19 protein-coding genes are annotated in these 19,778 nt (G+C 69.0%); 16 read left to right on the top strand and 3 right to left on the bottom strand.

What is annotated here, in order from left to right; genetic code table 11:
- Nucleotides 1-276 precede the first annotated feature (276 nt).
- The 4 genes from ACIGDI_RS13765 to ACIGDI_RS13750 are packed head-to-tail and all read left to right on the top strand — an operon-like array spanning nt 277 to nt 4,821.
- The gene (locus ACIGDI_RS13765; RefSeq protein WP_399895011.1) at nt 277-675 is read left to right on the top strand and encodes a hypothetical protein; all 399 of its coding nucleotides are present in this window, start codon (nt 277-279) and stop codon (nt 673-675) included.
- Between the two features lie 17 nt (nt 676-692).
- Nucleotides 693-2,978 (top strand): bifunctional polysaccharide deacetylase/glycosyltransferase family 2 protein, encoded by a 2,286-nt coding sequence (locus ACIGDI_RS13760; protein WP_399895008.1) that lies wholly within the window; start codon nt 693-695, stop codon nt 2,976-2,978.
- Nucleotide 2,979: 1 nt separating this feature from the next.
- Nucleotides 2,980-4,089: an acyltransferase gene (locus tag ACIGDI_RS13755; protein ID WP_399895005.1), complete on the top strand. Its 1,110-nt coding sequence runs from the start codon at nt 2,980-2,982 to the stop codon at nt 4,087-4,089.
- 36 nt (nt 4,090-4,125) lie between these two features.
- On the top strand, nt 4,126-4,821 hold the full coding sequence (locus ACIGDI_RS13750; protein WP_200701473.1) for a demethylmenaquinone methyltransferase: 696 nt from the start codon (nt 4,126-4,128) through the stop codon (nt 4,819-4,821).
- Here the strand turns inward: ACIGDI_RS13750 and ACIGDI_RS13745 are convergent.
- Both ACIGDI_RS13745 and ACIGDI_RS13740 read right to left on the bottom strand, forming a co-directional pair.
- On the bottom strand, nt 4,808-5,146 hold the full coding sequence (locus ACIGDI_RS13745) for a PASTA domain-containing protein (RefSeq protein WP_399895002.1): 339 nt from the start codon (nt 5,144-5,146) through the stop codon (nt 4,808-4,810). The genes ACIGDI_RS13750 and ACIGDI_RS13745 overlap by 14 nt on opposite strands.
- Before the next feature lie 78 nt (nt 5,147-5,224).
- A complete protein-coding gene (locus ACIGDI_RS13740; protein WP_399894999.1) occupies nt 5,225-5,755 on the bottom strand; it encodes a GNAT family N-acetyltransferase in 531 nt (176 codons plus the stop codon).
- 47 nt (nt 5,756-5,802) lie between these two features.
- Between ACIGDI_RS13740 and ACIGDI_RS13735 the strand changes: the two genes are divergently transcribed.
- The gene (locus tag ACIGDI_RS13735) at nt 5,803-7,137 is read left to right on the top strand and encodes a geranylgeranyl reductase family protein (protein ID WP_399894996.1); all 1,335 of its coding nucleotides are present in this window, start codon (nt 5,803-5,805) and stop codon (nt 7,135-7,137) included.
- 246 nt (nt 7,138-7,383) lie between these two features.
- Here ACIGDI_RS13735 and ACIGDI_RS13730 read toward each other — a convergent pair whose 3' ends face one another.
- Entirely contained in the window at nt 7,384-8,184 is an 801-nt protein-coding gene (locus ACIGDI_RS13730; RefSeq protein ID WP_142141846.1) for a C40 family peptidase, read from the bottom strand.
- Between the two features lie 768 nt (nt 8,185-8,952).
- On the opposite strand from ACIGDI_RS13730, the gene ACIGDI_RS13725 reads away from it, so the two are divergent.
- Genes ACIGDI_RS13725 through nuoK form a run of 11 tightly spaced genes read left to right on the top strand, consistent with a single transcriptional unit; the run spans nt 8,953 to nt 19,775 of the window.
- Nucleotides 8,953-9,312, top strand: a complete 360-nt coding sequence (locus ACIGDI_RS13725; RefSeq protein WP_003992243.1) for an NADH-quinone oxidoreductase subunit A — start codon at nt 8,953-8,955, stop codon at nt 9,310-9,312.
- A 15-nt stretch (nt 9,313-9,327) separates the two neighbouring features.
- Nucleotides 9,328-9,882 carry an NADH-quinone oxidoreductase subunit B family protein gene (locus ACIGDI_RS13720; RefSeq protein WP_023547484.1) on the top strand — a complete coding sequence of 185 codons (555 nt, stop codon included), beginning with the start codon at nt 9,328-9,330 and terminating at the stop codon, nt 9,880-9,882.
- Entirely contained in the window at nt 9,879-10,613 is a 735-nt protein-coding gene (locus tag ACIGDI_RS13715) for an NADH-quinone oxidoreductase subunit C (protein WP_399894993.1), read from the top strand. The genes ACIGDI_RS13720 and ACIGDI_RS13715 overlap by 4 nt, the downstream gene beginning before the upstream one ends.
- Nucleotides 10,610-11,932, top strand: coding sequence for an NADH-quinone oxidoreductase subunit D (locus ACIGDI_RS13710; RefSeq protein ID WP_399894990.1), 1,323 nt, complete (start codon nt 10,610-10,612; stop codon nt 11,930-11,932). Before ACIGDI_RS13715 ends, ACIGDI_RS13710 begins: the two co-directional genes overlap by 4 nt.
- Entirely contained in the window at nt 11,929-12,801 is an 873-nt protein-coding gene (nuoE, locus tag ACIGDI_RS13705) for an NADH-quinone oxidoreductase subunit NuoE (RefSeq protein WP_200701467.1), read from the top strand. Before ACIGDI_RS13710 ends, nuoE begins: the two co-directional genes overlap by 4 nt.
- Nucleotides 12,801-14,147, top strand: a complete 1,347-nt coding sequence (nuoF, locus tag ACIGDI_RS13700) for an NADH-quinone oxidoreductase subunit NuoF (RefSeq protein ID WP_399894986.1) — start codon at nt 12,801-12,803, stop codon at nt 14,145-14,147. Before nuoE ends, nuoF begins: the two co-directional genes overlap by 1 nt.
- Complete coding sequence (locus ACIGDI_RS13695) at nt 14,144-16,648, top strand: NADH-quinone oxidoreductase subunit G (protein WP_399894983.1); 2,505 nt, start codon at nt 14,144-14,146, stop codon at nt 16,646-16,648. Before nuoF ends, ACIGDI_RS13695 begins: the two co-directional genes overlap by 4 nt.
- Nucleotides 16,645-18,009: an NADH-quinone oxidoreductase subunit NuoH gene (gene nuoH / locus ACIGDI_RS13690; RefSeq protein WP_399894980.1), complete on the top strand. Its 1,365-nt coding sequence runs from the start codon at nt 16,645-16,647 to the stop codon at nt 18,007-18,009. The genes ACIGDI_RS13695 and nuoH overlap by 4 nt, the downstream gene beginning before the upstream one ends.
- Nucleotides 18,002-18,643, top strand: a complete 642-nt coding sequence (gene nuoI, locus ACIGDI_RS13685; RefSeq protein WP_390630709.1) for an NADH-quinone oxidoreductase subunit NuoI — start codon at nt 18,002-18,004, stop codon at nt 18,641-18,643. Before nuoH ends, nuoI begins: the two co-directional genes overlap by 8 nt.
- Entirely contained in the window at nt 18,640-19,479 is an 840-nt protein-coding gene (locus tag ACIGDI_RS13680) for an NADH-quinone oxidoreductase subunit J (protein ID WP_390630710.1), read from the top strand. Before nuoI ends, ACIGDI_RS13680 begins: the two co-directional genes overlap by 4 nt.
- Nucleotides 19,476-19,775, top strand: a complete 300-nt coding sequence (nuoK, locus tag ACIGDI_RS13675; protein WP_071384283.1) for an NADH-quinone oxidoreductase subunit NuoK — start codon at nt 19,476-19,478, stop codon at nt 19,773-19,775. The genes ACIGDI_RS13680 and nuoK overlap by 4 nt, the downstream gene beginning before the upstream one ends.
- The last annotated feature ends 3 nt before the right edge of the window (nt 19,776-19,778 follow it).

The following is a 19,778-nucleotide window of genomic DNA, read 5'->3' as shown; positions in this document are numbered from 1 at the left end:
AAACAACGTTTCTCCGTGACCCTATTCAAAAGGAGAACGTGCCGTCCGGGGCCGCTGTTCATGAACGGGTTCGATGCACAGTAAGTCCATGGGAGCTTTGGAATGAATCGGACTAATGGGTCTGCTCAAATGGGGCTTTCGGTTCTTTCCCTCCCGGGGTGAGTTGCGCAGGTGTTCACAGGAGTTCTAAGGAAAGGGACAGGTGGAAGCGGATCTCATATGCGGCTCACAAGAAGGGTTCCGTCGATCACATAAAGCCTGCCTAATGTCTGGGGAATGCATTCCGAGCCTGCCATCGAAAACCGCGCGGCCAGTGGTGGTCGCCGCCGCAAACGCGGCAACGGGTCCGACGAGGGGCCCGTGTTCGTCGATGCCTCCGGACGCCGCTCCAAGCTGCTGCGCCGGATCGGCATCCTCGTCGGCGTCCTGTGCCTCGGGTACGCCGTCGTCCTGGGCCTGGCCTTCATGGGCATCGGCGCCTCGAGCTCGTCCTCGCTGCTGCCCTTCGGCAGCGGCCAGGCAGGCCCGGGCGGAAGCGGCACCGGCCCCGGCGGCCTGGGCCGGCAGGGCGACGTCGGCTACCGGGTCGGCGGCCGGCCCAGCGGCGCCCCGACCGCGCTGCCCTCGGGCACCCCCTCCCCGTCCGTGACCGCGTCCGCCTCCGCGGCCGACTGACCGGAACGCGGACACCCATGACGACCACGACGACATCCTCCCGCGGCCGCCGCCGCGCCCCCTCCCGCATCGAGCGGGCGGCGGGGAAGGCCGCGGCCCTGCAGAAGCCCCGGGTCATCCTGGCCGGCCTGCTGCTGCTCGCGCTGACCAGCATCATGCTCCTCGACGGCTATCTGCGGGCCGAGGTCGGCGGCGACCAGCGGGTGCGCGACGGAGCCAGTTCCAGCAAGGTGCCGGACACGATCCTCGACGGCGGCCCGATCCTGACCTTCCGGGGCGGCCGGGCCACCACCCTGTCGGTGCCGGACAAGACCATCGCCCTCACCTTCGACGACGGCCCGAACCCCACCTGGACGCCCCAGGTGCTGGCGATCCTGGACAAGTACGACGTGCCCGGCACGTTCTTCCTGGTCGGCTCGATGGTCTCGCGCTACCCGGACATCGTGAAGACCATGGTCGAGCAGGGCAACGAGGTGGGCGTCCACACCTTCACCCACGTCGACCTGTCCTACCAGAGCGAATCCCGGGTCGACCGGGAGATGGAGCAGACCCAGCTCGCGCTGGCGGGCGCGGCCGGCATCACGACCACGCTGTTCCGGGCGCCGTACTCCTCCGAGACCGACGCCATCGACAACTACAGCTGGCCCGTCTACCAGCGGCTCGGCAAGGAGGGCTACACCAGCGTCTTCGTCGACACCGACAGCGACGACTGGAAGAAGCCGGGAGTGGCGAAGATCGTCGACTGGGCCACGCCGAAGAAGAACAAGGGCGCCTCGGTCCTGATGCACGACGCGGGCGGCGACCGCTCGCAGACCATCAAGGCGCTGCCCGAGTACATCGAGAAGATGAAGGCGAAGGGCTACACCTTCACCACCATCAGCGGGGTCGTCGAGAAGGACAACGCGAGCAGCCGCCGGGCGACGGGAGCCGTGGGACAGCAGCCCGCGCCCGGTGCCGGCACACAGCGCGGCCAGGGCGGCTCGGACACCGCCCGCCTCCAGGCGGCCCACCGCACCGCGACCGGCACCACCCTGTACGAGGGCAAGGCCCTCGTCGCCGCCGTGGCCGTCGCCGAGTGGACCGTTCCCGCACTGTCCGTGGGACTCGTCGTCGTCGGCGTGGCGGTCATGGGCCGCTTCGGGATGATGCTGGTCCTCGCCCGCCGCCACTACAGACAGCGCAACAAACGCCGCTTCAGCTGGGGGCCGACGGTCACCCGCCCGGTGAGCGTGATCGTCCCGGCGTACAACGAGAAGGAGTGCATCGCCAACACCCTCAGGTCGCTGTCGCGGAGCACCCACCCGATCGAGATCATCGTGGTCGACGACGGCTCCACCGACGGCACCTCCGAGATCGCCCGCGAGGCGGCGCGCTCGCTGGGCATGACGAACGTCCGCGTCGTCCGGCAGGAGAACGCGGGCAAGCCCGCCGCCCTCAACAATGGCGTGCGCAGCGCCAGCCACGACATCGTCGTGATGATGGACGGCGACACCGTCTTCGAACCGGAGACGGTCGGGCAGCTCGTGCAGCCCTTCGCCGCCCCCGCGGTCGGCGCGGTCGCCGGCAACGCCAAGGTCGGCAACCGTGACACGGTCATCGGCGCCTGGCAGCACATCGAGTACGTGATGGGCTTCAACCTCGACCGCCGCATGTACGACCTGCTGCGCTGCATGCCGACCATCCCCGGCGCGATCGGGGCGTTCCGCCGCGACGCCGTCCTCCAGGTCGGCGGCATGAGCGAGGACACCCTCGCCGAGGACACCGACATCACCATCGCCATGCACCGTGCGGGCTGGCGGGTCGTCTACCAGGAGCACGCGCGCGCGTGGACGGAGGCGCCGGGCTCGCTCAAGCAGCTGTGGTCCCAGCGCTACCGCTGGTCGTACGGCACCATGCAGGCCCTGTGGAAGCACCGCAAGTCCCTCACGGACAGGGGTCCTTCGGGGCGCTTCGGCCGGGTGGGCATGCCCCTGGTGGTGATCTTCCAGATCCTCACGCCGGTCTGCGCGCCTCTGATCGACGTCTTCACCGCCTACTCGATGATCTTCGTCGACTTCTGGGCCGCGCTCTGCGCCTGGCTGGCGGTCCTGGGCATCCAACTGGTCTGCGCGGCCTACGCGTTCCGCCTCGACCGCGAGAAGTACCGGTACCTGCTGATGATGCCGCTGCAGCAACTGGCCTACCGGCAGATGATGTACCTCGTGCTGATCCACTCCTGCATCACCGCCCTGACGGGCGGCCGCCTGCGCTGGCAGAAGCTGAAGCGCACCGGCGAGGTCGGCACGCCGGCGGGGGTGAGCTGAGATGGGTTCGCACAGAAGGAACGCCACTCTCCCCGCGCTCCCCGAGCCCAGCGCCGAGCCCGCCGCGGAACCCCGGCGCCCGGTACGGGACCGCTACTTCGACACTCTCCGGGCCCTCGCCCTCATCCGCGTCGTCACGTATCACACCTTCGGGTGGGCCTGGTGCGGAATGGTCTTCCCCTCCATGGGGATCATGTTCGGCCTGGCCGGCACCCTGATGGCGAAGTCCCTCGAACGCCCCGCCGCCGAGGTGCTCAGGAGCCGGCTGCGCCGTCTGCTGCCCCCGTTCTGGTTCTGGGGCGTGTTCGTGGTGCTGGCCATGCTCGTCCACGGCTGGATGCCCGGTTGGCAGATCGTCTACTGGGTCGTGCCGCTCGGCGACCCGCCGGGCAACGCGTGGGGCGAGCAGGCCTGGGAGATCCTCTGGTACCTGCGCACCTACCTGTGGTTCGTTCTGCTGTCCCCGCTGCTGCTGCGGGTCTTCCGGCTCGCCCCGGTCCCCGTCCTGTTCCTCTCCCTCGCCCCGATCCTCGTCCTGAACTTCCTCTGGTCGGGCCCCGACAACCGCTTCGGCAGCGCCCTGTGGGACCTGTCGACGTACCTCTTCTGCTGGATCCTCGGCTTCGCCCACCGCGACGGCGTGCTCCAGCGGACGAGACCCGTGGCGGTCGTCGCCCTCTCGCTCGCCGCGATCGGCTGCGGCGGCTGGTACGCCTTCTCGCACCAGGCCGACTTCGGCACCTACGACCTGGACGAGAACCCGCTCGCCCAGGCCTTCTGGTCGGCCGGCTGCGTGATGCCGCTGATGTGGGCCAAGGCGTACTTCCGGATCGACTTCGCCTGGCTCACCCGCTTCCGGCGCACCGACCGGCTCGTGACGATCTTCAACTCGCGCGCGGTGACGATCTATCTCTGGCACGAGATCGCCCTGATCCTGGCCGTCCCGCTGATCGACCGGTTCTGGAACGTGCCCGCGTTCGAGAAGTACCTGCCGCTGGAGAGCCAGTGGTTCATGTTCGGCGTCGGCTGGGTCCTGATCGCCGTGTTCGTCCTGTTGTGCGGCTGGGTGGAGGACGTGGCGGCGAAGAAGAGGCCGAAGCTCCTCCCCTGAGCGGTTCCCGGACGCCGTACTGCAAGAATGGCGGGCGTGACCCGCGCTTCCCTGAACAAGCAGCCGCACGAAGTCGCCTCGATGTTCGACGACGTGGCGGAACGGTACGACCTGACCAACGACGTGCTGTCGCTCGGCCAGGACCGGGTGTGGCGCAAGGAGGTGGCCAGGGCGGTCGACGCCCGGCCCGCGCAGAAGATCCTGGACCTGGCCGCCGGCACGGCCACCTCGTCGCTGCCGTTCGCCCGCACGGGCGCGTACGTCGTCCCGTGCGACTTCTCGCTCGGGATGCTCCAGGTCGGCAAGAAGAAGCACCCCTGGCTGCCGCTGACCGCGGGCGACGCGACGAGGCTGCCGTTCAAGGACGACACCTTCGACGCCGTGACCATCTCCTTCGGGCTGCGCAACGTCCAGGACTTCGACGGGGCCCTGCGGGAGATGTACCGGGTGACCCGGCCCGGCGGTCGGGTGGTGATCTGCGAGTTCTCGCACCCGACCTGGGCACCCTTCCGCACGGTCTACACCGAGTACCTGATGCGCGCCCTGCCGCCGGTCGCCCGCGCGGTCTCCTCCAACCCCGAGGCCTACGTCTACCTCGCCGAGTCCATCCGCGCCTGGCCCGACCAGCCGGCCCTCGCCGAGCACCTGAAGAAGGCGGGCTGGTCGAAGGTGGCCTGGCGCAACCTCACGGGCGGGGTCGTCGCCCTGCACCGCGGCTTCAAGCAGAGCTGATCACGGCGTACGGGTCGCCCGGCTGGTCCAGCTCACGCTGCAGTCCGCCCGTCGGAGGCCGGGGGATGCGGGGCTCGCGCACGCCCCCGCCGCCCTCTCCCTCGCCGAACTCGAACCACACGTACACCATCGAGTCACGCGGCACCTCGGCGCCGGGCTGCGGGTACTGGCGTACGACGTAGTCGACGACGGCCAGATGGAAGTCCGGCCGGTCGGGGGAGTTGAGGAACAGGCCTTGCGACCGCGCCGCCTCGCGCGCGTCCATGGCCATCAGCCCGACCAGCCTCGGAACTCGTACTTCGGGTGTCTTGGGCGTTATGTGCACAGATGTCACCCCCAGCGGTACTGGCAGGGTAACCGCCCGGGGTGTCGTCCGGAAGCGCCAAGTGTCTTTCTGTAACAGTCAGTTACTGAGCGTGACCGCCGTCTTGAGGTCGAGCCGGAAGCAGAGGGCGTCCTCGTCGAACCGCGGATGCGGGAAGGTGCGCTCCAGTTCCATGCCGAGGCGCCTGGTGACGGCGACGGACCGCTCGTTGCCCGGTCTGACCATCGCCACCACGCTCGCCACCCCGGCCGCCCTCAGCCGCTCCAGCGTCATCCGCGCGGCCACCGTCGCGTAGCCCTTGCCCCAGAACGCCCGCCCGAGCCGCCAGCCGATCTCGATCTCGCCCTTGGGACCCCAGTCCCGCGGCCACGGCTGGGCTCCGGTGAAGCCGATGACCCGCCCGGACTCGTCGGTCATGGTCCACAGGCAGAAGCCGAGTTCGGCGTCGTGGCGGCGCTGGCGGGCGGTGAGCTCCTCGTAGACCGACAGCTCCGCCGACGCGCCGCCGTGGAACGCCATGACGTCCGGGTCATCGAAGACCCGGTGCCAGGCGATCGCGTCCTCGTCGGTGGGGACACGCAGCCCTACTACGGGGAGAGCTCGGTTCACGGGGCAGCCCTTCAGCCGGGTGATCAATGCTGCTGAATAGACTGCCCATGTCCAGTGCCGGTCGGCACGCAGATTTCGAACCTTGGGGAGATCCCGCCGTGACCGAGCCCCTCTCCGAAAACACCGCCGATGTGATCGTGGTCGGCGCGGGGCCAGCCGGCTCCACGACCGCGTACCACCTCGCCAAGGCCGGCCTCGACGTACTCCTGCTGGAGAAGACCGAGTTCCCCCGCGAGAAGGTCTGCGGCGACGGCCTCACCCCGCGTGCGGTCAAGCAGCTCGTGGCCATGGGCATCGACGTCTCCGAGGAGGCCGGCTGGCTGCGCAACAAGGGCCTGCGCATCATCGGCGGCGGCGTCCGCCTCCAGCTCGACTGGCCGGATCTCGCCTCCTTCCCGGACTACGGACTGGTCCGCAAGCGCGACGACTTCGACGAGCAGCTCGCCCGCCAGGCCCAGAAGGCGGGCGCGCGGCTGTACGAGCGCTGCAACGTCGGCGCCCCGATCGTCGACGAGCGCACCGGGCACATCACCGGCGTGCACGCCAAGCTCGGCGAGGAGAAGCGCGAGGTCACCTTCCACGCGCCGCTGGTCGTGGCGGCCGACGGCAACTCGACCCGGCTGTCTCTGGCCATGGGCCTGCACCGCCGCGAGGACCGCCCAATGGGCGTCGCGGTCCGCACGTACTTCACCTCTCCCCGCCACGAGGACGACTACCTGGAGTCCTGGCTGGAACTGTGGGACCGCCGCGGCCCGGAAGCCCGCCTCCTGCCCGGCTACGGCTGGATCTTCGGCATGGGCGACGGCACCTCGAACGTCGGCCTCGGCGTCCTCAACACCTCCGACTCCTTCAAGGAACTCGACTGGCGCGAGGTGCTCAAGGCCTGGTGCGCGTCGATGCCGGAGGACTGGGGCTACACGCCGGAGAACATGACCGGCCCCATCCGCGGCGCCGCCCTGCCCATGGCCTTCAACCGCCAGCCCCACTACACGCGCGGTCTGCTGCTGGTCGGCGACGCCGGCGGTCTGGTGAACCCCTTCAACGGCGAGGGCATCGCCTACGCCATGGAGTCCGGCCAGATCGCCGCCGACGTCATCGTCCAGGCCCACGCCCGCCCGACGCCCGCGGGCCGCGAACTCGCCCTGCAGCGCTACCCGCGCGTCCTGAAGGACACCTACGGCGGCTACTACACCCTGGGCCGCGCCTTCGTGAAGCTCATCGGCAACCCGAAGGTCATGAAGATCGCGACCCAGCGCGGCCTCACCCACCCGCTGCTGATGAAGTTCACCTTGAAGATGCTCGCCAACCTCACCGACCCGACGGGCGGCGACGCGATGGACCGCATCATCAACGGCCTGAGCAAGGTGGCGCCGAAGGCCTAGCCCGACAGGGCTCGGCCCCGGGGGCCTTCACGTCGGCGGCCCGGCGGGACATCTCGTCCAGCCGGGCCGCCGCCATGGACGGGTCCCGACGAGTGCGCGCGACGCGCCGTCAACGCCCTGCCCATCGCGGACAATTCGGGCGTCACGCCGTACGCGGTCCCGGCCGGGGGCGCGACGGAGGGCCGCTGCCCCCGAGCGGCAGCGGCCCTTTCCGTGTCGTGTCCTGTGTCCTGATGTGTCCCGGTGTCAGAGCACCCGCACCGCGCCGGTCGGCGGGTCGTAGGAGAGCGGCTTCTCGACGACGCCGGTCGACGGGTTCTGCGCGCCGACGAACATGCCGTCACCGACGTACAGCGCCACGTGGTACGCGCTGCCCGCGCTGCCCCAGTACAGGATGTCGCCGGGCTGCAGGTTGCTCAGCGAGACCTGGGTGCCGGCCGTCGACTGGTCCTGCGAGACGCGCGGCAGGCTGATGCCGACCTGCTTGAACGCGGTCTGCATGAGGCCGGAACAGTCCCACGAGTTGGGCCCGGTGCCGCCGGAGACGTACGCGTCGCCGATCTGTGCCTTCACGAAGGCGATGACGGCCGCGGCCGAACCGGTGGCCGTGGAGGAGCTCGTGGAGGCGCTGGAGCCCACGGAGGCGGACAGGGTGGTCCGCTCCGAGCTGCGGGACGCGGCGCGCTCCGCGGCGGCCTTACGGGCCTCCTCGGCCTTCTTCTTGGCCTCGGCCTTCTTCTTCGCCTCGGCGAGGTCCGCCTTGGCCTGCTTCGCGGCCTTTGCGGCGGCCGCGTCACGCTCGGCCTGCAGCTCGTAGTTCGCGGCCGCCTGCTGAGTGGCGTCCGCGGACTGGGCGACCTGGGCGGCCAGGTCGGCCGTCAGGGTGGGCAGTTGCAGGGTCTGAGTGGTCTCGGCCGCGTTCGCCGAGGCCGCACCCGCCGCCGCCATGCTGAGAACGCCACCGGCAACTCCGGCACGCACGGCGAGGTTCGTCGTCGCGCTGCGGCGGGGTTTCCGGTGGCTGCGTATGTGAGCGGTGTGGGACATGAGAACAACCGGTATCAGGGGCTCCTCCATACCTTCAAGAAACGTGTGGTGCGCCACAGTTGCTCAATGGACCCCTCAAATTCCTCGCCCAGGGTTCCTTATTGACGCCGTAACGGACATTGCGGACGGGGGCCCTCGGGCCCGTGATCACGTTCTTTCGCCATTACGCCCGAATTGCCCCCGGCCTACCATCGGTTGGGACAGTTGGCCAAGCCCGGTTCTCAGGCGCCTCTCATGGATGTGGCGGAGGTCACGCAACGGTCACAGCGGTGTGTGCGTCACGCGCGTAGATCACGACGGGATTGCGCCGGGATCGCGAGGCGGACTCGCTCGTGAACGGATGCACGCGTTCACATCCCGCCGCCGGTCTCACTCCGAGGTGTGAATCGGCTCCACTATCAGGACGGTGGGTCCAGCACCAATTTGCATGCAGCGGAACTCTCTTGATATGGAGACGCCCCCTCCGAACTGCGCCGACGAGCGAAAATGTCACCTCTGGTGATCACTCTGGCGCTTCGCGTACGAAGATCACCGCTCATCCGACTTCATGATCCTTCGTCAGGTGGTGGAGATCACAAAGGTTGTGCAATACCCCGTGTCGCAGATCACAGAGCGGCAGGCATAAGATGCGAGGCAGTTGGGCTTGTGACCTGCTTCACATGTTCTCGATCTTCGTTGGGACGAACGGAGGTTAGAGGGGCGTAGGAGGCCGGTGTGAGTCCGACACCATCGCCAGCAGTCAGTGCCGACTGAGAGGAGCGAGGAGCGGTGAACGCGTATGCGCCCATCCTCGTACTGGGAGCCCTCGGGGCAGGCTTTGCGATCTTCTCCGTGGTCATGGCCACGCTGATCGGTCCGAAGCGTTACAACCGGGCCAAGCTCGAGGCCTACGAGTGCGGGATCGAGCCCACCCCCACGCCGGCCGGCGGCGGGCGTTTCCCCATCAAGTACTACCTGACGGCGATGCTCTTCATCGTCTTCGACATCGAGATCGTCTTCCTCTACCCCTGGGCCGTCACCTTCGACGCCCTGGGGATCTTCGGGCTCGTGGAGATGCTGCTCTTCGTGCTCACCGTCTTCGTCGCCTACGCGTACGTATGGCGGCGAGGCGGCCTGGAATGGGACTGAGGGGCCTTTAACGACATGGGACTCGAAGAAAAGCTGCCGAGCGGCTTCCTGCTGACCACCGTGGAGCAGGCCGCGGGCTGGGTGCGCAAGGCGTCCGTCTTCCCGGCGACCTTCGGCCTGGCCTGCTGCGCCATCGAGATGATGACCACCGGCGCCGGCCGCTACGACCTGGCGCGCTTCGGCATGGAGGTCTTCCGCGGCTCACCCCGCCAGGCGGACCTGATGATCGTCGCCGGCCGGGTCAGCCAGAAGATGGCGCCGGTGCTCAGGCAGGTCTACGACCAGATGCCGAACCCCAAGTGGGTGATCTCCATGGGGGTCTGCGCCTCCTCGGGCGGCATGTTCAACAACTACGCCATCGTCCAGGGCGTCGACCACATCGTCCCGGTCGACATCTATCTCCCGGGCTGCCCGCCACGGCCCGAGATGCTGATGGACGCCATCCTCAAGCTCCACCACAAGATCCAGACCTCCAAGCTCGGCGTGAACGCCGAGGAGGCGGCCCGCGAGGCGGAGGAGGCGGCGCTCAAGGCCCTGCCCACGATCGAGATGAAGGGGCTGCTGCGGTGAGCGACGCCAACGGGGTGAACCCCGAGAAGGACCTCGGCGCCTCCAACCTCCCCGGCCAGCGCGGCGAGGGCGGCGAGGAGATCCGCGTCCAGCGCGGCATGTTCGGCGCCACCAACGGCGGCGACACCTCCGGCTACGGAGGCCTGGTCCGCTCGGTCCGCCTCCCGGGACCGGCCACCCGCCCCTACGGCGGCTGGTTCGACGAGGTCGCCGACGAACTCGAGGGCGCCCTGGAGGAACAGGGCCTGCTGCCCGACAACGCCATCGAGAAGACGGTCGTCGACCGCGGCGAACTCACCTTCCACATCGAGCGTGAGCACCTGCTGCGCGTCGCCCGCACCCTGCGCGACGACCCGGCCCTGCGCTTCGAGCTGTGCACCGGCGTCAGCGGAGTCCACTACCTCCACGACAAGGGCCGCGAGCTGCACGCCGTCTACCACCTGCGCTCGATCACCCACAACAGGCTCATCCGCCTCGAGGTCAGCGCCCCCGACAGCGACCCGAAGATCCCGTCGCTGGTGTCGGTGTACCCGACCAACGACTGGCACGAGCGCGAGACCTACGACTTCTTCGGGATCGTCTTCGACGGTCACCCGGCCCTGACCCGGATCATGATGCCGGACGACTGGCAGGGCCATCCGCAGCGCAAGGACTACCCCCTCGGCGGCATCCCCGTCGAGTACAAGGGCGCCCAGATCCCGGCTCCGGACCAGCGGAGGTCGTACTCGTGAGCACGCAGTCAGCATCGGCCCGCGAGACCACCGAGGGCACCGTATACACGGTCACCGGTGGCGACTGGGACGAGATCGTCCAGTCCGCGGCCCGCGCCGACGACGAGCGCATCGTCGTCAACATGGGTCCCCAGCACCCCTCCACCCACGGAGTGCTGCGCCTGATCCTGGAGATCGAGGGCGAGACGGTCACCGAGGCCCGCTGCGGCATCGGCTACCTCCACACCGGCATCGAGAAGAACCTCGAGTTCCGCACGTGGACGCAGGGCACCACGTTCGTGACGCGCATGGACTACCTGACGTCCTTCTTCAACGAGACCGCCTACTGTCTCGCCGTCGAGAAGCTCCTCGGCATCGAGGACCAGATCACCGAGCGCGCCAAGATCATCCGGGTGCTCCTGATGGAGCTGAACCGGCTCTCCTCCCACCTGGTGTGCATCGCCACCGGCGGCATGGAGCTCGGCGCCACCACGATCATGATCTACGGCTTCCGTGATCGTGAAATGATTCTCGACATCTACGAGCTCATCACGGGCCTGCGCATGAACCACGCGTACATCAGGCCCGGCGGACTCGCGCAGGACCTGCCGCCCGGCGCGGTGGACCACATCCGCGAGTTCGTGAAGAAGATGAAGAAGAACCTCCCGGAGTACGACAAGCTCGCCACCGGGAACCCCATCTTCAAGGCCCGTATGCAGGACGTCGGCTATCTGGACCTGGCCGGCTGCATGGCCCTCGGCGCCACCGGCCCGATCCTGCGCTCCACTGGCCTGCCGCACGACCTGCGCAAGACACAGCCCTACTGCGACTACGAGACCTACGACTTCGAGATCCCGACCGCCGACACCTGCGACTCCTACGGGCGCTTCCTGATCCGCCTGGAGGAGATGCGCCAGTCGCTGGGCATCATCGAGCAGTGCCTGGACCGGCTGCAGCCCGGCCCGGTCATGGTCGCCGACAAGAAGATCGCCTGGCCCGCCCAGCTCGCCCTGGGACCGGACGGGCTCGGCAACTCCCTCGACCACATCAAGAAGATCATGGGCACCTCCATGGAGGCCCTGATCCACCACTTCAAGCTGGTCACCGAGGGCTTCCGCGTCCCGCCGGGACAGGCGTACGCGGCCGTCGAATCGCCCAAGGGCGAACTCGGGGTGCACGCCGTGTCCGACGGCGGCACCCGCCCCTACCGGGTCCACTTCCGGGACCCGTCCTTCACCAACCTGCAGGCCATGGCGGCGATGTGCGAAGGCGGCCAGGTCGCCGACGTCATCGTCGCCGTCGCGTCCATCGACCCCGTGATGGGAGGCGTCGACCGGTGACCACCAGTTCTTCGGAGCACGGCGTCAGCCTGGGCATGCCCCAACTGCCCGCGCCCGCCTACCCGGCCGACGTCCGAGAGCGGCTCGAGAGGGACGCGCGCGAGATCATCGCCCGCTACCCCGACTCCCGCTCGGCCCTGCTGCCGTTGCTGCACCTCGTGCAGGCGGAGGAGGGCCATGTCACGCGCACCGGGATGCAGTTCTGCGCGGACGTGCTGGAGCTGACCACGGCCGAGGTCACCGCCGTCGCGACCTTCTACACGATGTACCGGCGCAAGCCGAGCGGCGACTACCAGGTCGGCGTCTGCACCAACACGCTGTGCGCGGTGATGGGCGGCGACGCGATCTTCGAGGAGCTCCAGGAGCACCTCGGCGTCGGCAACGGCGAGACCACCGGCGACGGCAAGGTCACCCTGGAGCACATCGAGTGCAACGCGGCCTGCGACTTCGCGCCGGTGGTGATGGTCAACTGGGAGTTCTTCGACAACCAGACCCCGGCCAGCGCCAAGCGCCTCGTCGACGACCTGCGCGCCGGACGGGACGTCGAGCCCACGCGCGGGGCGCGCCTGTGCACCTTCAAGGAGACCGCGCGGATCCTGGCCGGCTTCCCCGACGAGCGGCCCGGGGCCGTCGAGGAGAGCGGCAGTGCGGGACCGGCGTCGCTGGTGGGCCTCCGCCTGGCAAGGGGAGAGGCCGCACCCGCGCGCGTGGTCCATCCGCGGGACGGCGGCCCGCACGACGAGCCGCAGAACAGGGAAGTGCACGAGCCGTCGCCGACCGAGCACCTCAGCTCGCACGACGCGCCGCAGGACACGTCGGCCTCCGACCCAGCCCACCCGGCAGGGCCCGCCGCCGAGGAGGGGGAGTGATGACCTTGGCACCCGAACTGAAGGACACCAGCCCGGAGAAGCTGCTCGCACCCGTGCTGTCGGCCTTCTGGGACGAGGACAGGTCCTGGACGCTGGACGTCTACAAGAGGCACGAGGGATACGAGGGCCTGCGCAAGGCGCTGGCGATGTCGCCGGACGACCTGATCGCGTACGTCAAGGACTCCGGTCTGCGCGGCCGCGGCGGCGCGGGATTCCCGACGGGAATGAAATGGCAGTTCATTCCGCAGGGTGATGGAAAGCCGCACTATCTGGTTGTCAACGCCGACGAGTCGGAGCCGGGTACCTGCAAGGACATCCCGCTCCTCTTCGCGAACCCGCACAGCCTCATCGAGGGCATCGTCATCGCGTGTTACGCCATCAGGTCTTCGCATGCCTTCATCTATCTGCGTGGTGAAGTCGTCCCCGTTCTGCGGCGGTTGCACGAGGCCGTGCGCGAGGCCTACGCGGCGGGCTACCTCGGCGAGAACATCCTGGGCAGCGGGCTGAACCTGGAACTCACCGTGCACGCCGGCGCCGGCGCGTACATCTGCGGTGAGGAGACCGCACTGCTCGACTCGCTCGAAGGCCGCCGGGGTCAACCGCGGCTCCGTCCCCCTTTCCCCGCCGTGGCGGGCCTGTACGCGTGCCCGACTGTTGTGAACAACGTCGAGTCGATCGCGTCGGTTCCCGCGATTCTCCATCGGGGCAAGGAATGGTTCCGGTCGATGGGCAGCGAGAAGTCCCCCGGCTTCACGCTGTACTCGCTCAGCGGCCATGTCGCGAGCCCCGGCCAGTACGAGGCCCCGCTCGGCATCACGCTGCGCCAGCTCCTCGAGATGAGCGGCGGCATGCGGCCGGGCCACCGGCTGAAGTTCTGGACGCCGGGCGGCTCCTCGACGCCGATGTTCACCGACGAGCACCTCGACGTGCCCCTCGACTACGAGGGCGTCGGCGCCGCCGGGTCCATGCTCGGCACCAAGGCCCTGCAGTGCTTCGACGAGACGACCTGCGTCGTCCGCGCCGTCACCCGCTGGACCGAGTTCTACGCCCACGAGTCCTGCGGCAAGTGCACGCCGTGCCGCGAAGGCACGTACTGGCTCGTGCAGTTGCTGCGTGACATCGAGGCCGGCAAGGGCGTGATGTCCGACCTCGACAAGCTGAACGACATCGCCGACAACATCAACGGCAAGTCCTTCTGCGCCCTCGGCGACGGCGCCGCCTCGCCGATCTTCTCCTCGCTCAAGTACTTCCGCGAGGAGTACGAGGAGCACGTCACGGGTCGCGGCTGCCCCTTCGACCCGGCCAAGTCGACGGCCTGGGCCGACCGCACGGAGGTGAACGCATGACCGTGACCACCAGTGCTCCCTCGGGAGGGGGAGAGACGGCGGTCCCGCCGGAGGATCTGGTGACGCTGACGATCGACGGCGCCGAGATCAGCGTGCCCAAGGGCACCCTGGTCATCCGGGCCGCCGAACAGCTCGGCATCGAGATCCCCCGCTTCTGCGACCACCCCCTCCTCGACCCGGCCGGCGCCTGCCGGCAGTGCATCGTCGAGGTCGAGGGCCAGCGCAAGCCGATGGCGTCCTGCACCATCACGTGCACGGACGGCATGGTCGTCAAGACGCAGCTCAGCTCGCCGGTCGCCGAGAAGGCCCAGCACGGTGTGATGGAGCTGCTGCTCATCAACCACCCGCTGGACTGCCCGGTCTGCGACAAGGGCGGCGAGTGCCCCCTGCAGAACCAGGCCATGTCGCACGGCCAGGCCGAGTCCCGCTTCGAGGGCAAGAAGCGGACGTACGAGAAGCCGGTCGCGATCTCCACGCAGGTCCTGCTCGACCGCGAGCGGTGCGTGCTGTGCGCGCGCTGCACCCGCTTCTCCAACCAGGTCGCCGGCGACCCGATGATCGAGCTGCTGGAGCGGGGCGCGCTGCAGCAGGTCGGCACCGGTGAGGGCGACCCCTTCGAGTCGTACTTCTCCGGCAACACCATCCAAATCTGCCCGGTAGGCGCGCTCACCTCGGCGGCGTACCGATTCCGCTCCCGTCCCTTCGACCTGGTCTCCTCGCCGAGCGTGTGCGAGCACTGCTCCGGCGGCTGCGCGACCCGCACCGACCACCGGCGCGGCAAGGTCATGCGGCGCCTGGCGGCCAACGACCCCGAGGTCAACGAGGAGTGGATCTGCGACAAGGGCCGCTTCGCGTTCCGCTACGCGCAGCAGCGCGACCGGCTCGGCACCCCCCTGGTGCGCAACGCCGAGGGTGACCTCGAACCGGCCTCCTGGCCGGAGGCGCTGCAGATCGCCGCTCAGGGCCTGCTCGCCTCGCGCGGCCGCACCGGCGTCCTGACCGGCGGCCGGCTCACCGTCGAGGACGCCTACGCGTACAGCAAGTTCGCGCGCGTGGCGCTCGACACGAACGACATCGACTTCCGCGCACGCGTGCACAGCGGCGAGGAGGCCGACTTCCTGGCGTCACAGGTCGCCGGACGGGGACGGGACCTCGACGGTACGGGTGTCACCTACACCTCCCTGGAGAAGGCGCCCGCCGTCCTGCTGGTCGGCTTCGAGGCCGAGGAGGAGGCGCCCGGCGTCTTCCTGAGGCTGCGCAAGGCCTGGCGCAAGCACGGACAGAAGGTGTTCGCGCTGGCCACGCACGCCACGCGCGGCCTGGAGAAGGCGGGCGGCACGTTGCTGCCGGCGGCTCCCGGCACCGAGACCGAGTGGCTGGACGCCCTCGCGAGCGGGGTCGGCCTGGAGGACGACGGCGCGAAGGCCGCCGAGGCGCTGCGCGCCGAGGGCGCCGTGATCGTCGTCGGCGAGCGGCTCGCCGCCGTGGCGGGCGGTCTGACCGCCGCCGTACGCGCCTCCTCCGCCACCGGGGCCCAGCTGGTGTGGATCCCGCGGCGGGCCGGAGAGCGCGCGGCCGTGGAGGTCGGCGCGCTGCCGTCCCTGCTGCCGGGCGGGCGTCCGGCGACCGACCCACGCGCGCGTGAAGAGGTCGCCGCGATCTGGGGGGTCGCCGAACTCCCGCACCGCTACGGCCGCGACACCAGCCAGATCGTGGAGGCCGCCGCGAGCGGCGAACTGCAGGCGCTGGTGGTCGCGGGTGTCGAGATCGCCGACCTGCCCGACCCGGCACGCGCGCGTGAAGCACTTCACGAGGCCGGGTTCGTGGTGTCGCTGGAGCTGCGGCCCAGTGAGGTCAGCGAACACGCCAGCGTCGTCCTGCCGGTCGCCGCGGTCGCCGAGAAGGCCGGAACCTTCCTCAACTGGGAGGGCAGGGTGCGCTTCTTCGACGCCGCGCTCAAGCCCGAACAGATGACCCGCCGCCTCGCGCCCACCGACGCGCGCGTGCTGCAGATGCTGGCCGACGCCATGGACGTGCACCTGGGTCTGCCGGACCTGCGCACCGTCCGCTCCGAGATCGACCGGCTCGGTCCCTGGGACGGGCCGCGTGCCTCCGGATCCCTGGAGACCGGGGGCCAGTTGCCGAGGCCCGCGGCCGGGGAGGCCGTACTCGCCGGGCATCGCCTCCTGCTCGATCAGGGCGTCCTCCAGGAGGGCGACGAGGCGCTCGCCGGCACCCGGCACGCCGCACACGCGCGCGTGTCGGCCGCGACGGCGGCCGAGGTGGGCGTCAAGGACGGCGACCTCCTCACCGTGACCGGCCCCGCGGGAGCCGTCGAACTTCCCCTGCAGACCGCGGAGATGCCCGACCGGGTGGTCTGGTTCCCGCTGAACTCCGTCGGCAGGGGAGTCGCCTCCGACACCGGGGCGCTGCCCGGCGCCCTCGTCCGCATCGGCCCGGCGACGACCGTCGGCGAGGCCCCGAAGGAGGTGGAGGGATGAGCCCGTACTTCGCCGCTGAAGACCTCTCGATGTTCGGCACCGACCCCTGGTGGCTGGTCGTCGTCAAGGCCGTCTTCTGCTTCGCCTTCCTGATGGTGACCGTGCTGTTCTCCATCGTCTGGGAGCGCAAGGTCGTCGCCTGGATGCAGCTGCGCATCGGCCCCAACCGGCACGGCCCCTGGGGCATGCTCCAGTCGCTCGCCGACGGTGTGAAGCTGATGCTCAAGGAAGACCTCATCGTCAAGCGCGCCGACAAGGTGGTGTACGTCCTCGCGCCGATCGTCGCGGCCATCCCGGCCTTCATGGCGATCGCGGTGATCCCCTTCGGGCCGGCCGACAACGAGGTCTCGATCTTCGGCACGCGGACCGCGATGCAGCTCACCGACCTGCCGATCGCGATGCTCTTCATCCTCGCGGTCGCCTCGGTCGGCATCTACGGCATCGTGCTGGCGGGCTGGAGTTCCGGATCGACCTACCCGCTCCTGGGCGGCCTGCGCTCCTGCGCGCAGATGATCTCGTACGAGATCGCCATGGGCGCCGCGTTCGCCTCCGTGTTCCTCTACTCCGGGTCGATGTCGACGTCGACGATCGTCGAGCAGCAGCACGACCGCTGGTACATCCTGCTGCTGCCGGTCTCCTTCATCCTCTACATCGTCACCATGGTGGGCGAGACCAACCGCGCCCCCTTCGACATGCCGGAGTCCGAGGGCGACCTGGTCGGCGGCTTCAACACCGAGTACTCGTCGATCAAGTTCGCGATGTTCATGCTCGCCGAGTACGTCAACATGGTGACCGTCTCGGCCGTGTCGACCACCCTCTTCCTCGGCGGCTGGCGCGCCCCCTGGCCGATCAGCACCTTCTGGGAGGGCGCCAACCACGGCTGGTGGCCGCTGCTGTGGTTCACGATCAAGGTCCAGCTGCTGCTGTTCTTCTTCATCTGGCTGCGCGGCACGCTCCCGCGGGTGCGCTACGACCAGCTGATGAAGCTCGGCTGGAAGGTCCTCATCCCCGTCTCCGTGGTCTGGCTGATGCTGGTCGCGACGGTGCGGGCGCTGAGGAACGAGAACTACGACTTCGCCGACATCGCCCTCTACATCGGCGGCGCCGTCCTCGCCCTGCTTCTGCTGTCCTTCGTCGCCGACATGTTCCGCGAGAAGGCCAAGGCGGGGGAGCAGGAGGCCACAGAGCCCGCCGGGTTCGACCCGATGGCGGGCGGATTCCCCGTACCGCCGCTGCCCGGACAGGAGCTCCCGCCGGTGCCGAGGCGCAGCTCGCGCCGAGAACGGGAGCTGATTGTCAGTGGCGGGCCGGATACTCCCAGTGACGGATCTTCGGATGGAAAGGAGGCGTCCGATGGCTGAGGAGCCCAAGGAGACCAAGCCCGGTTTCATGAACCCCGTCGCCGGCTTCGGCGTGACCTTCAAGGCCATGTTCAAGAAGCGGCTGACCGAGCAGTACCCGGAGCAGCAGAAGACCACCGCTCCCCGTTTTCACGGACGGCATCAGCTCAACCGCCATCCGGACGGCCTGGAGAAGTGCGTCGGCTGCGAGCTGTGCGCCTGGGCCTGCCCCGCCGACGCCATCTATGTGGAGGGCGCCGACAACACGGACGAGGAGCGCTACTCGCCGGGCGAGCGGTACGGCCGCGTCTACCAGATCAACTACGCCCGCTGCATCCTGTGCGGCCTGTGCATCGAGGCGTGCCCCACGCGCGCGCTGACGATGACCAACGAGTTCGAGCTGGCCGACTCCAGCCGCGCCAACCTCATCTACACCAAGGAGCAGCTGCTCGCCGGCCTGGAAGAGGGCATGGTCGACTCCCCGCACGCGATCTACCCGGGGACGGACGAGCAGGACTACTACCGGGGCCTGGTCACCGAGGCCGCACCCGGCACGGTCCCCCAGGTCGCCGTCTCCAAGGGCGAGGTCGTCCAGGAGGCCGACTCGACCTTCGGCGAGGACGAGCCCGCGTCGGAGAAGGTGGTCGGCCGATGAGCGCGCAACTCGCCGCCTACTCCACCTCCACCGGAGAGGCCTTCCAGTTCTGGGTCCTCGGCACGGTCGCGGTGATCGGCGCCCTGTCCACCGTCTTCATGAAGAAGTCCGTGCACAGCGCGCTGTCACTCGCCGGCACCATGATCGTCCTGGCGATCTTCTACCTCGCCAACGGCGCCTACTTCCTGGGCATCGTGCAGATCGTCGTCTACACCGGCGCGATCATGATGCTGTTCCTCTTCGTGGTGATGCTCGTCGGCGTGACGGCCGCTGACTCGCTGAAGGAGACCATCAAGGGCCAGCGCTGGCTGGCCCTTCTCTGCGGAGTCGGCTTCGGGGTCCTGCTGTTCGCCGGGATCGGCAACGCCTCCCTGCAGGAGTTCAACGGCACCGGCCAGGCGAACGCCAACGGCAATGTGGAAGGCCTCGCGGCCCTCATCTTCACCAAGTACGTCTTCGCCTTCGAAATCACCGGCGCGCTGCTGATCACGGCAGCCGTCGGCGCGATGGTGCTCACCCACCGTGAGCGCACCGAGCGCGCCAAGACGCAGCGCGAGCTGTCCGAACAGCGCGTCCGCGAGGGCAGGCACGTACCGCCGCTCCCGGCGCCCGGCGTGTACGCCCGGCACAACGCGGTCGACATCGCGGGCCTGCTGCCCGACGGCACCCCGTCGGAACTCACGGTCAGCAAGACCCTGCGCGAGCGCGGTCAGATCCGGGATGTGTCGGCCGAGGCGCTCAACGACCTCAAGGCGCTGGAGCAGCGCGCGGAGGAGCGCCTGGAGCGCACCGCGATCGAACCGGCCACCTTCAAGCGGGAGGAGGCGTCGAAGTGAACCCCGTCAACTACCTGTATCTCTCGGCCCTGTTGTTCACGATCGGCGCCACCGGCGTGCTGATCAGGCGCAACGCGATCGTCGTCTTCATGTGCATCGAGCTGATGCTGAACGCGTGCAACCTCGCGTTCGTCACCTTCTCCCGGATGCACGGCAACCTCGACGGCCAGATCATCGCGTTCTTCACGATGGTCGTCGCCGCCGCGGAGGTCGTGGTCGGACTCGCGATCATCGTGTCCCTGTTCCGCACCCGCCACTCGGCCTCGGTCGACGACGCCAGCCTGATGAAGCTCTGAGGG

The sequence above is a fragment of the Streptomyces sp. NPDC085900 genome, assembly GCF_044540925.1.
GTDB lineage: Bacteria > Actinomycetota > Actinomycetes > Streptomycetales > Streptomycetaceae > Streptomyces > Streptomyces gilvifuscus.
The sequence above is the reverse complement of the archived record's forward strand: the minus strand, read 5'-3'. Positions and strand labels throughout refer to the sequence as shown.